This window comes from Streptococcus sp. HMSC056C01, from assembly GCF_001811305.1.
Lineage (GTDB): Bacteria > Bacillota > Bacilli > Lactobacillales > Streptococcaceae > Streptococcus.
This window is the reverse complement of the sequence record NZ_KV804209.1, coordinates 121,752-134,306: the sequence shown is the minus strand read 5'-3', so window position 1 is coordinate 134,306 and position 12,555 is coordinate 121,752. Positions and strand designations below refer to the sequence as shown.

13 protein-coding genes are annotated in these 12,555 nt (G+C 39.5%); 1 reads left to right on the top strand and 12 read right to left on the bottom strand.

What is annotated here, in order from left to right; all coding sequences use genetic code 11:
• Positions 1 to 5: 5 nt before the first annotated feature.
• The 7 genes from aguB to HMPREF2795_RS07650 all read right to left on the bottom strand — a co-directional run bounded on the left by aguB (position 6) and on the right by HMPREF2795_RS07650 (position 8,287).
• Complete coding sequence (aguB, locus tag HMPREF2795_RS07680) at positions 6 to 881, bottom strand: N-carbamoylputrescine amidase (protein WP_001246771.1); 876 nt, start codon at positions 879 to 881, stop codon at positions 6 to 8.
• A gap of 9 nt (positions 882 to 890) precedes the next feature.
• Positions 891 to 1,976, bottom strand: coding sequence for an agmatine deiminase (aguA, locus tag HMPREF2795_RS07675; RefSeq protein WP_000969477.1), 1,086 nt, complete (start codon positions 1,974 to 1,976; stop codon positions 891 to 893).
• A complete protein-coding gene (nspC, locus tag HMPREF2795_RS07670; protein ID WP_000764393.1) occupies positions 1,973 to 3,100 on the bottom strand; it encodes a carboxynorspermidine decarboxylase in 1,128 nt (375 codons plus the stop codon). Before nspC ends, aguA begins: the two co-directional genes overlap by 4 nt.
• Positions 3,100 to 4,359 (bottom strand): saccharopine dehydrogenase family protein, encoded by a 1,260-nt coding sequence (locus HMPREF2795_RS07665; RefSeq protein WP_075228573.1) that lies wholly within the window; start codon positions 4,357 to 4,359, stop codon positions 3,100 to 3,102. The genes nspC and HMPREF2795_RS07665 overlap by 1 nt, the downstream gene beginning before the upstream one ends.
• Positions 4,356 to 5,216, bottom strand: a complete 861-nt coding sequence (gene speE / locus HMPREF2795_RS07660) for a polyamine aminopropyltransferase (RefSeq protein WP_000366716.1) — start codon at positions 5,214 to 5,216, stop codon at positions 4,356 to 4,358. Before speE ends, HMPREF2795_RS07665 begins: the two co-directional genes overlap by 4 nt.
• Positions 5,217 to 6,671, bottom strand: coding sequence for an aminotransferase class I/II-fold pyridoxal phosphate-dependent enzyme (locus HMPREF2795_RS07655; RefSeq protein WP_075228572.1), 1,455 nt, complete (start codon positions 6,669 to 6,671; stop codon positions 5,217 to 5,219). It lies immediately after the preceding gene.
• A 599-nt stretch (positions 6,672 to 7,270) separates the two neighbouring features.
• Positions 7,271 to 8,287 (bottom strand): hypothetical protein, encoded by a 1,017-nt coding sequence (locus HMPREF2795_RS07650; RefSeq protein WP_000124508.1) that lies wholly within the window; start codon positions 8,285 to 8,287, stop codon positions 7,271 to 7,273.
• A 247-nt stretch (positions 8,288 to 8,534) separates the two neighbouring features.
• Between HMPREF2795_RS07650 and HMPREF2795_RS07645 the strand changes: the two genes are divergently transcribed.
• The gene (locus HMPREF2795_RS07645; RefSeq protein WP_000495162.1) at positions 8,535 to 9,554 is read left to right on the top strand and encodes a hypothetical protein; all 1,020 of its coding nucleotides are present in this window, start codon (positions 8,535 to 8,537) and stop codon (positions 9,552 to 9,554) included.
• Between the two features lie 30 nt (positions 9,555 to 9,584).
• Here the strand turns inward: HMPREF2795_RS07645 and HMPREF2795_RS07640 are convergent, their stop codons facing one another.
• The 5 genes from HMPREF2795_RS07640 to HMPREF2795_RS07620 form a co-directional block, all read right to left on the bottom strand.
• Positions 9,585 to 10,391 (bottom strand): hypothetical protein, encoded by an 807-nt coding sequence (locus tag HMPREF2795_RS07640; RefSeq protein WP_000963200.1) that lies wholly within the window; start codon positions 10,389 to 10,391, stop codon positions 9,585 to 9,587.
• Positions 10,392 to 10,439: 48 nt separating this feature from the next.
• The gene (locus tag HMPREF2795_RS07635) at positions 10,440 to 10,751 is read right to left on the bottom strand and encodes a hypothetical protein (RefSeq protein ID WP_000422664.1); all 312 of its coding nucleotides are present in this window, start codon (positions 10,749 to 10,751) and stop codon (positions 10,440 to 10,442) included.
• A gap of 4 nt (positions 10,752 to 10,755) precedes the next feature.
• A complete protein-coding gene (locus tag HMPREF2795_RS07630; RefSeq protein WP_000454373.1) occupies positions 10,756 to 10,938 on the bottom strand; it encodes a hypothetical protein in 183 nt (60 codons plus the stop codon).
• 14 nt (positions 10,939 to 10,952) lie between these two features.
• The gene (locus tag HMPREF2795_RS07625; protein ID WP_000868693.1) at positions 10,953 to 11,837 is read right to left on the bottom strand and encodes a DUF4300 family protein; all 885 of its coding nucleotides are present in this window, start codon (positions 11,835 to 11,837) and stop codon (positions 10,953 to 10,955) included.
• 176 nt (positions 11,838 to 12,013) lie between these two features.
• Entirely contained in the window at positions 12,014 to 12,535 is a 522-nt protein-coding gene (locus HMPREF2795_RS07620; protein ID WP_000161461.1) for an RDD family protein, read from the bottom strand.
• Positions 12,536 to 12,555: the final 20 nt, after the last annotated feature.

Here is a 12,555-nt window from a genome sequence, read left to right as displayed (position 1 = left end):
TGTTATCATCTCACAATATCTTTATACATATCTGGTCTTCTATCTCTATACAGACCCCAGTTCAGACGCTCTTTTGCACCTTTGTCAAGGTCATAAGTTGCTAACAGAACAGCGTCTCCTTGTCGTTCGGCTTGAGTTAGAATAGCTCCTGTTTCGTCGGTCATAAAGGATGAACCGTAGAAATTAAGGCTAGAACTTTGCCCTCCATTTTCCTCGCAAGGAGTGACTTCTTCCAAACCATAACGATTGGCTGCGATAACTGGAACGATATTAGCTGCAGCATGCCCTTGCATGGTACGTTGCCAATGTCCACAACTATCTGTATCCAAAATTGGCTCCGAACCAATGGCTGTTGGGTAAAAGAGTAATTCTGCACCATTTATGGCAAGGCAACGGGCTGTTTCAGGGAACCACTGATCCCAACAAATCCCAATACCAATTTTCGCATAGCGAGTATCCCAAACTTTGAAGCCTGTGTTTCCAGGAGTAAAGAAGAACTTTTCTTGATAATAGTGGTCATCTGGTATGTGTGTTTTTCGATAAACGCCTAATACTTCCCCATCAGCATCAATGACAGCAATAGAATTGTATAAGACATTACCATCTTTTTCATAGAAACTGATCGGTAAAACGACCTTTAGTTCCTTGGCAATTACTTTAAAATGCTGGATAGCCGTATTTTCTGACACCGACTGGGCATACTGGTAGTAGTCATACTGACGTTCCTGACAGAAATAGGGACGTTCAAACAACTCGGGCAAGAGAATAATTTGTGCGCCTTGTTCTGCAGCCCGACGTACTAAACGCTCTGCTGTTTGGATATTGGTTTCCACATCCTTAGCGCATTGCATCTGAATGGCTGCAACCGTTACATTTCTCATCTTTTTCTCCTATTCTGGAATTTGTTGGGTAATACAGTGGATATTCCCACCCCCTAAAAGAATATCTCTAGCTAGGATTCCTACGACTTCACGGTCTGGGAAGCACTGACTGAGAATATCTAAGGCCACTTGGTCGTTTTCGTCCTGAAATTGTGGCACCAAGACAGACTTATTGGCAATATAGAAGTTCACATAGGATGCTGCTAAACGTTCTCCTACATAACGCTCTTCTTCACCTTCTTCATATGAATAGCCCGGCAAATCTTCTTCCGTCACTACTTGATGGATAGCTGGAATCGGAAGTTTATGAATAGTGAAACTCCGGCCTTTTGCATCTGTTTCCTTCTCTAAAAGGGCAAGGTCAGCTGCTGACATGTGATACTGGGGATCACCCTGATCATCTGTCCAAGCTAAAACAATCTCCGCTGGACCAATAAAGGCTGCTACATTGTCGACGTGTTCGTTGGTTTCATCCTGATAAATACCATAAGGAAGCCAGATGACTTTTTCAGCACCAAGACTCTCTAGTAAGGTATTTTCAATCTCTTCTTTTGTCATATGAGGATTGCGACCCGGACTGAGAAGGCAACTTTCAGTCACAAGAATCGTTCCTTGACCGTCACTGTGAATAGCTCCGCCTTCCAGTACAAAAGGTTTGGCATCGTAAACAGGTATCTCTAAAACTTCTGCAAAGCGACTAGCGACTTGGTCATCTGCTTCATAGTCTTGGTAGAGACCATCCACAGCACCACCCCAGGCATTGAAAGACCAATCTACCGCCAACTTTTCCTTTTTATCGTTGACGAGAATAGTCGGACCCGTATCACGCGCCCAGGCATCATTGGTAGGAATATCTAGATAAACAACACTATCGCCTAGGTAGGATTGGGCTTCAGATAGATAGTCCTGCTCCACCAAAAGGTAGACTGTTTCCCCTTGGTCAATGGTTTTGATAATCTGGCTAAAAGCTTTTTTAGCAGCCTTGCCTTGAAAAGGCCAAGATCCTGGTCGTGTTGGCCATATCATGAGAGTACCATGATGGGGTTCATACTCTGCTGGCATACGATAGCCTAATTTTTTTGGACTGTCCATCATGATAATCTCTCCTTAAAGTCTTGATAGCCGAAGGCTTTGACTAAACAGCATTCACCCTCTTTATCCATCACATACAAACTTGGAAGCCCAATCCCGTTAAAGGTATTATTTTTGACAAAGGAGTAGATTGCCATATCTTCAAAGTAAAGTCTATCTCCGATCTCAACTGGATTTTCAAAACTATAGTCTCCAATGATATCTCCTGTTAGACAAGTATTGGAAGAAAGTCTATAAGTATAGGATTTTTCTTGCGCTTCAAAACCGTCTCTCAATGGGGGGCGATAAGGCATCTCTAGAACATCTGGCATATGGCAGCTTGCTGAAGCATCTAACACTAAGGTCTCAATCCCATTTTCAACGATGTCTAATACCTCAGTAGCTAAATAACCAGCATTAAGTGCAATGGCTTCTCCTGGTTCGATATAGACTTCAAGATTGTAAGTATTTCGGATACGCTTGATTTCGGAAATCAGCAAGTCCACATCATAGTCATCTCTTGTAATGTGATGTCCACCGCCCATATTGAGCCATTTGACCTCATGCAAATAAGGCCCAAACTGCTCTTCTACTGCTTTCAAGGTTGTCTCTAAATCATCTGCCCCCTGCTCACAAAGAGTATGAAAATGAAGCCCGTCAACCAAGTCCAGCAAATCACTAGGTATCTTGTCTGAAGTCACTCCAAAACGAGATCCTGGTGCACAAGGGTCATAGAGCGCGTGATCTCCCTGAGTAGAACACTGAGGATTGAGGCGTAGACCAACACCGATACCAGCTTCACGACAAGTTTCACCATATTTTCGTAGTTGTCTCTCTGAGTTAAAGACAATATGATTAGATATTTGAAGCAACTCTTCCATATCAGATTCCTTGAAAGCAGGCGCAAATACATGGACTTCCCCCGGAAATTCTTCCCTAGCTAACTTCGCTTCATAAAGTCCACTAGCTGTCGTACCTGACAGATACTGGCTAATCAAGGGATAGGTTTTATAGAGGGAATAAGCCTTTTGAGCTAGCAACACCTTACAACCGGCTTTTTCCTGAATCTCTTGCAGAATGCGGCAATTCTCTTCTAATTTTCCTAAGTCAATGATATAAGAAGGTGTTGGTACTTGTTCTAACTTCATCAGTCCACCATTTGTGGATTTTCAACCACAACCCATGGCAAGCCGTATTTATTTAAATCTTCCATGAATGGGTCTGGATCCAACTCTTCAAGGTTATAAACTCCAGGCTGTTTCCATGTACCATCCATCACTAATTTTGTCCCAATCATGGCTGGAACACCTGTTGTATAAGAAATGGCTTGTGATCCAACTTCTGCGTAGCATTCCTGATGGTCGCAAACATTGTAGATGTAGATAGTCTTTTCAACACCATCTTTAACACCTGTAAAGATACAGCCGATATTAGTTTTACCAACAGTGCGTGGGCCAAGGCTTGCAGGATCTGGAAGCAAGGCTTTCAAGAATTGGATAGGTACGATTTCTTGTCCGTTAAAGTTAATAGCATCTGTACGAAGGAGCCCAACGTTTGCCAAGCATTTCATGTGGGTTAGATAAGATTGACCAAAAGTCATGAAGAAACGAATACGTTTAACTCCTGGGATATTTTTAGCCAGTGATTCAATTTCTTCATGGTGAAGAAGATACATGTCTTTTTGACCAACCTGAGGGAAATCATATTCACGTTTGATAGACATTGCTTCAACTTCTACCCATTTTCCATCTTCCCAGTAAGAACCTGGTGCAGAAACCTCACGGAGGTTGATTTCTGGATTAAAGTTGGTCGCAAATGGATAACCGTGGTCACCACCATTACAGTCTAAAATGTCGATATAGTGGATTTCATCAAAGTAGTGTTTCAAAGCATACGCTGAAAAGACGCTGGTTACCCCTGGGTCAAAACCAGATCCAAGTAGAGCTGTCAAGCCTGCTTCTTTGAATTTTTCTTGGTAAGCCCATTGCCATGAGTAATCAAAATAAGCAGTAAATCCAAGCTCCTTACAACGTTTCTCATAAATCGCACGCCATTCAGGGTCTTCTGTATCCTCTGCCTCATAGTTGGCTGTGTCGATATAGTGAACTCCCGTTGCCAAGCAAGCATCCATAATTGTCAAATCTTGGTACGGTAGAGCTACGTTCAAAACGGCTTCTGGCTTGTAGCTTTCAATCAATGCAATGACTTCTTCGACATTATCAGCATCAAGAGCAGCTGTTTCAATTTTAGTACTTGTTTTGCCCTCTAATTTAGCTTTCAAGTCATCACATTTTGACTTTGTACGGCTAGCAATCATAATTTCTGTAAAAGTTTCGCTGTCTTGGCAAATCTTTGAAATAGCAACTTGGGCAACGCCCCCACATCCGATAACTAATAAACGACTCATTTTTTTCTTTCCTCTTCTTCTAAAATGTCTTCAACGTATTTTGGCAACATAAAGGCACCAACGTGTAAGTTTGCAGTATAGTATTCTGTGAATAGCTGGCGCTTTTTCCAGCCTTCCTTATCAAAATCTTTGACAGGGTGATATTTTTTCGATGCAAATCCAAATAACCAATAGCCAGCCGGACTGGTAGGGATATGTGCCTGATAAACTCGGCTGATTGGAAAGGCTTGATTGACCTTACGATGCATGCTTCGACAAGCCGACTCATCTTCGTCAAAGAAAGGACTACCATGCTGGTAGATCATAATACCGTCTTCTTTCAAGGCTCTGTAACTATTGCCGTAAAATTCCTTTGTAAAAAGACCTTCTGTATGTCCAAATGGATCAGTCGCATCATTGATGATAATGTCGTAATCATCTTCGCAGTTTCGTAAAAAGCGAAGCCCATTTTGGTAGTAAATGGTAACGCGAGGATCATCTAGCCCTGCAGCAAAGTCTGGAAAATACTCTCGACAGACCTCAACCAACATCTCATCCGGTTCCACGATATCGATTTGTTCCAATTCTGGATAGAGGGTTAATACCTGGGCAACACCACCGTCGCCACCCCCAATAACCAAGACTTTCTTAGGATTAGGATGGACAGCCATTGGAACATGAACTGTCATTTCATTGTAGACAAAGTCATCTGCATCTGAAAACAAGACATGCCCATTTAAAATCAATATCTTCCCAAAAGCAGGCGTGTCTAAAACTTCGATATCCTGCCATTCACTTTTACCAGCGTAGAGTTGTTTGGCTGTTCTCAGAGACAATTTCACATCTGGAGTATGAACTTCAGAAAACCATAAATCCATTTAGTTCTCCTTTCTCTCAATAACATTGATGTGATTGACCTCTGGATCTTCCGTTCCTTGGAGGGAACAACCACGTTCTTTGGCAAATTGGATATAATCAACAATTTCTCGTGTAATCCGTTCACCTGGCGCTAGGATTGGAATACCTGGAGGATAGCACATGACGAATTCACCACAGACCTGGCCAACAGACTCGTCCAGGGTTAAACTTCTTCTCTCTGAGTAGAAGGCTTCCTGAGGAGAAAGCACTAACTCAGGCTGGATATATTCTCCAGCAATCAAGTCTTTCCCATCTCTCGAGTAGAGTCTCTTGATATCAGCTAGAGCACCGACCAAGCGTTCAATGTCTTGGATACGGTCACCAATCGAAATGTAGGCCAAGATATTCCCAATATCGCCAAACTCAATCTGAATGTCATATTCATCCCGTAAGAGATCATAAACTTCAATCCCTGTTAGACCAATACCTTGTGTGTAAACTGACAGCTTGGTTACATCAAAATCACAAACTGAGACACCATCTACTAGTTCTTTTGAGTAGGCGTAGTAGCCACCGATGGCATTGATTTCTCGTCTAGCATATTCGGACAACTCAATGACCTTTTCAAAGGACTCTTTACCACGAAGGGCTAAGTTTCGACGTGAAACATCAAGACTCGACATCAGCAAGTAAGATGCTGATGTTGACTGTGACAGATTAATAATCTGACGTACGTACTCAGGATTCATCTGATCGCCAACTAAAAGAAGGGAACTTTGAGTCAAGCTACCACCGGACTTATGCATGGATACAGCTGACATATCTGCTCCTGCATCCATAGCGGATAGAGGAAGTTTATCTGTAAAGTGCAGATGAGCACCGTGCGCCTCGTCAACTAAGACTTTCATTCCTGCAGCGTGAGCCATCTCTGTTAGACCCTTAAGGTCTGAACAAATTCCATAGTAAGTTGGATTGTTGATTAGGATAGCCTTGGCATCTGGATGTTCCTGAATAGCTTGTGCTACACGGTCATTTTCAAGTCCCAGTGCGATACCGATTTTTGGATCCACACTCATCTCGATATAAATGGGAATGGCGCCACATAAAACGAGTGCATTAATAGCTGACTTATGAACGTTTCGGGGAAGGATGATTTTATCTCCTGCTTTACAGGTGGAGAGAATCATGGTCTGCACGGATGAAGTTGTTCCCCCAATCATTAAAAAGGTATGAGCCGCACCAAAAGCTTCTGCTGCTAGCTCTTCAGCTTCTCGAATAATCGAAATGGGATGCCCCAGATTGTCCAAGGGCTTCATAGAGTTAACATCTATACCTACACATTTTTCCCCTAAAAGTTCCACTAATTCTGGGTTACCACGGCCACGCTTATGACCAGGTACGTCAAATGGTACAATTCTTTTCTTTCGTAACTTGACCAACCCCTCATAGATGGGAGCTTGGTTTTGATTTAACATTATAAAGACATACTCCTTTATCATATTTTTTACACCTTAACCATGTAAGGCTCTAAAGGATACTTATGAAAAAAGAGCAGGTTGGCACCTGCTCTACAATCTACTGACGTGTTTATGTTTGTTTCTTTTGAGTATGTCTGTTCCTGATGTTTCCTAACTCTCTAGTAGCAAATATTACGTACTTTATTGATCGTTTCACAAGATGACGTGTGCTTTCACCACACTAACAAATCTATACGAATTAGGACAAGTGTCCTAACATCAACTTATAAAAGTAGGCTTTTAACCCTATCAATAATGTGGCTTTTCAACCACGCTTCGGCATTCAACCCTGCCTGTCCGTAGGCATTTTTTACTCGGGTTTATATTTGCTAGAAAACATCATCTCATTTTCTAAGCTTCATTACTATATCATGTTTTCAGATACTTGTAAAGTATTTTTAGAAACTTTTTTTAATAAATTCATTTTTTTGTTCGTGAAATTGCTTTAACTTAAAAATGGAAATCGTTTTAAATTTAAATCAAAAAACAAAAAAAGAAACTAAATAGATTAGTTTCTTTAATGAATCATAAGCATAATCAACTATTCAAAATCCTATCTAGTCATCTCGTGCTACTTGAACAGCTAGTTCAAAATCAATCATCAAATAATTTTCATCTAGACGGATGAGACTATAATACTCATTCCAAAATAGAGAGTCACTGTTGCTGGACCACTTTAATCCATACCACAATTGAGTAACATCACTTGTATGTGATGGGGGAATTGACCATAGATGCTTTTTAAAAGTTTCTTGAACAAGAGAAACATCCAGTCGAGTAGTCAAGTCAAGTTCATCTAACTTGAAAGTGATAGAATGTTTCTTTGCTTCTTCAATACTTTCCTTGTTAAATCGAACCTGAATAACCTTGGAATCTTCTAAAGCCTCATTCTGGTCCTCAGCACCGTAAAAGGAAATACTGCCCAGTACTATGCCATCTTTTGCCAGGAGATAGGGAGCGTAAGGAACAGCATTGCTATCAAGTCTGAAGCCTTTTTCGATAGTAACTGATTTATCTCCTGAATACTTTTGGAAATTACCATCTGTCAGGAGGTATTCGTAGTCGCTACCACCATCACCTTGTCTTGCATAGATATCAAATCCAGCTTCCATCAGATCACTTGCTTTTGTTTCTGCTAAAGCGATTTTACTTTCATTAATTTGCAAAATCGGTGCTTGAGGTGGCAAACCAATCGTGAGATTAAACATGACTCCTACCAGAAAGACCATAAAGGTTATAAGGAGGGCAAGCATAGACTTCCCAGTTCGTTTTCTTGCATTGAAAAGAGCCATTAGTGCAGGTAAGAGAATCATTTTGGCTAAAATAGAATTCCCAACACCACCTCTATTTAAGGTTTGAAAAGCAAAAATCCCCGCGATGGCAATCAGGGACAGGTAGACCAAAATCTCACCTAGACCCAGCTTTTCAGTTCGAGTTTGTTGGTTTACAGGCGTTTCGTATAATGACTGCCCATTCTCTTTCCTCTTTTTTAGAAAGAGATAAAACCCCAGACCAAGTAGCAGATTAAAGATTGCAAAAACTATTAAAGTACCTATTATCGCCGTTCTAGCCATGGCTCTCTACTCCTTTATGTTCTCTCTCAAATCTTATCTTTCTCTTTAGTACCCAATTCCCAATCAATAAAACCAGCAAGAAGAAGGGGCCGCCTTCTATGACCACAATCGGTAAAGCATGAATGTCAATGATTCCCATCTTTTTATCTTTAAGGATTTTGCTGATATTTTTAGCTCTATTTCTATAGAAAATGCTATAATGGAGCTAAGAAATTGTTTTATTGAATGTTAATAGGGGGAAGTAGTCATGTTCACTAGTATTATTTTAAGTTTTTATGCTCTTTTCTTTCTATCCTTGTCCTTTAGCATCTATCTCTATATTAGACTTGTAGTTGCGGTTAAAAAAGGCAAAGACATTCCCAAATGGATTTATAAACTTGGCCAAGCTGTTCAAGGAAGAATTCACGTCGACTATGAAGAAATCACTGATGCTAATGCCCTTAAAGAGATTCATTGGTTCTTGCTGATCTATTTAATCGTAAATCTACTCGTATTGGCTGGTTTCTACTATCATGGTAATAGCTTTCCTCAAGCCATTTATGAATGTTTGAAAAAACAATTTTTTATCGTACTTGTTAGTATGGTTTTAAAAAGTATTGGTAAATTTGTTGTACTGGCAATAAGCAAAAACTTTCATAACAGTCATGTCTATGCATCAACCAACGCTTTTGTCGGGACAGCTTTTTTAACGAGTTATGTTTTTATGTTTTGCATCATGATGAGTGGCCTTCCAGCTCAACCTGTTCCAGTAACCATTCAAGATACCACTGTCATTATCGGGGAGACCAAGGCTTCCGAACTTTTGGACCAAGGCTTTAACTTTGAAGATAAAAGTCCAGAGACTTCCATCACAAATCCCAAGAACGACCACTTCTACTACGGTCAGCTTCTTGAAGTCAAGCGGGATAATCAGTCCTATGGCTTTATGAGCCTTACTCCCACTGGTAAAGATACTGATCAACTCAAAAACTGCGTCGTCACCTATTACAGAACACCTAAGGATAACAATCAACTAGAAAATATTTCCATCAATCATGTCAAGCTAGCAAACCTCAAACTCCAAGATTTTCAAACACGAAAATTAATCGATATCTTTGAAGTCAATCCAGCTGATTATAATGTATCTGACACCGATGCCAACTTCATTCTGACCATTCAAACAGCAGATTACGACCTCTGGAAAAGGTATCGGATTGAAGCTAAGTTTAATTCAGATGGTTCCCTAGATAGCTATGGTGTTAGAGCCCAGCACAGCATGTGGGAATGATTGACCATTTCCCCCTTTATCACATAAGCATTAAACTGGAAAAATATCTTCGACAAGTTTATAGGTTTCGATGAATCTAAGGCCAGAGGAACCTTTATCTCTAGTGATTTCTTCATAAATATCTTCTAAATTTTGGGCAGGTGCTAGCATCCAAAGACTAAAAGGTCTAAGTTTCACCTGTCCAATTTTTTCAATATTTTCTAATAATTGCCCTAAATCTTTGTGATTGAACCAGCAATCTGTAACTAGAGCAAACTTTGTATTGTCCATCTTACAGGAGATTTGACTGGTCAAAAAATCATCGATGGAGGGCTTTTTTGTTTGTAAGAGGCGCGTGCAAGCTAGATGATACTCAAGCTTTCTAGGACTCTGCTCAACCATAGATACAAAGACAAGACCATACTCATCTTGGAACTTAACAGCAAGGATATCCCCTTCTTCAAAATAAGGTTTGCGTTTAGTTTTGGCTTTAGGGACCTTTAGAGGCCTAGGATTTTTAGTTTGCAGCTGGAGAGCAAGTTTTTCCAAGACCTTTTGCCTTTGCTTCAAAGCCTTTGGTTCTATTTCCAACCAAAATGGATCAGCCCCTTTTTTTATAAGCTCTAAGGTTTTATCTCTGATGTCGTCTGTCAGGTGACCAATCTTCCACAGTGAGTAGGCAAGAGCTGTCCAATAAATTTCTGTAAAAAAGTCTGTTTGACAGTAATCTTTTTCCGCATCGAGAATATCCTTGATGATATTCGCTACATGTTCACCGTCTCTATAGCGACCGACTACTTCATTGTAAATGTCATAACCTTGATCACTGTCAATGATTTTAACGCCATCAATAGCCATTCTCAACTCCTAATGTTCAATCGACATCTTATTTCTAAATCTCAAAACTTATTTAATCTTATGCTTGTTCATTTTTTCTTGGAAAATATCTGTAAGAATTTGTTGCAATTCTTGAGCTTCCTTTTCAGGAAGTTGGCCTTCTTGTTCAGCTACAGCATACAATTCTGGATACTCAAGTGAAATTCTCTTGACTGTACGTGTAATGGCATGTTTTCTAACAAAAAATGGAATTCGTTTAATCATATCTTCAGGAATTAAGGCGATAATCTTATCGGCAGTTTCCTTATCGTTAAGCTTAGAGAATGTTAGTCCCTTTTTAATCATTTCTTGTTCTTTTTCTGTAAAATCTTGTAATTCCATATGTCTACTCCTCATCTTCTGTCACTTCCCAAACCTCTGCTTGGTAAGGATCACCATCTTCATCGTATCGATTGATATACCCAATAAATCGTTCATTTCTTCTTGGTCTCTGCTGGTTTCCCTTGATAACCCAAACAGCCCATACTCCGATTAAGACAAAAATTATGAATGCCAGTACTACTTCCATTTCATTACCATCCTTTAGAATTGAACCCACTTATCATTATCCATAATAAAGGGTTTCGCTAAACCTTCACCTGTATAGTTTTCGTATTTTGTATCTAGATATTTGTAACAATCTTCCTTGGTCGCAAATTTGATGGCTTGATAAGGCTCCTCAAAGGTTAATTTTTCAACAAAGAGATAGCCATCCTCGCTTGGCACAAGGATCCCGACATGGCCAATAAAGAGGGATTGCCCATCCAAGTCATCATGGACGACTACGGACAGCATTCTTGCATTTTCATTAAACTTGAATTGAGAAAGGAATTTTTCCATCTTTGCAGCATGAACTTTGACATCAGTCGTTGCTTCGGTCTTGACTCTTGAGAATAAAATATCAAAAGCATCCTTGTCTTCTGCATCAAAGACCTTACCTTTGTCAATGGCATCATTATCGACAAACAAGAGAGAATCATCTTTCTCTAATTTAGGAATTTCGATAGAATTTTTTAATAAACAATAACTGTTAATACGACAGTTAGTACCGACAAAATCACCCTTTTTAGGCGTCCAAAGATTGCTTATCTTTTCAACATCATAGTCTGTTTTGGTAAATGTAGAAAAATCTCCAGTCAAGCCTACTGAACCGACAGTTGCGTTGTAATCATTTACAAGGTTGAAAAATGCATCGACACTATCTTTATCCAAATGTGCAGCCAAGGCTTTTCGAACTTCTTCTTCGCTTTCCTTGTTATTAAGATTGCTATAGGTTCCTTTGTAGCTTTCTTTACCTGAGCTAGCCACCTTAGTAGTTGAACTATTCTGTTTTTCCGTAGATTGGTTTTGGTTTGTAACACAGGCAGCTAAAGTAAAGATAGCTAAAACACAGCAGCTCATTAATCTGATTTTTTTAGATACTTTCATAAAATGTTTCCTTTTTAACTAAGATTTTTCAGGTCGATAAGCTTCTCTTATATTATAGTTCAAATTTATTTTAAGTCCAAGCATTTTGCTAAGTAAAGTAGATTTTAAATCATTAAAAAGGAAGCTGGCACATGGCACGCTCCCTAATAAGTGAAATATCTATGAAAAATTTAATTTTAGTCACCTTTTAGCTGTACCTGTGTATGAGCTAGCAGGTCACCTAGATGTCGTTTGTCTTTCCTGAAAACCATCATTGCAAGTAGGGCAACTGCGAGGAGAGTAGCTAGAAACGAGAGAATAATAGATAAGGAATCAAACTCACTATAGAAACCATGTATCGTGCCCATATGACCTATTTGCCAAGGAAAAAATTTAATGGTGTTTCTAAGCAAGCTAGCTTGCACTGTTTTTTTCTTGTAAACCAATTGAAGTCCTGCTTTCGCCTTCCCGAAACTCCCATTTTTTGTATAATCAAAGAATGTAAAAAGTAGAATGATTGGCAAAACAGAGGTAAAAAATACAAGACACTGCGACTGAATTTCTGTAAACTCTGGAATACCATTAAAAAAAATAGTGTAAAAAAGCATAGAACCTAAAAACAGAAGTGCTAAATAAGCTAGAATGAAAAGATAATCAAATAGTAATTCAATCATTCTTTTTTTTAACGAAATAGAATTAATTGCTAAAATCTTCGTCATCATCGCCTCCTTTATTATCC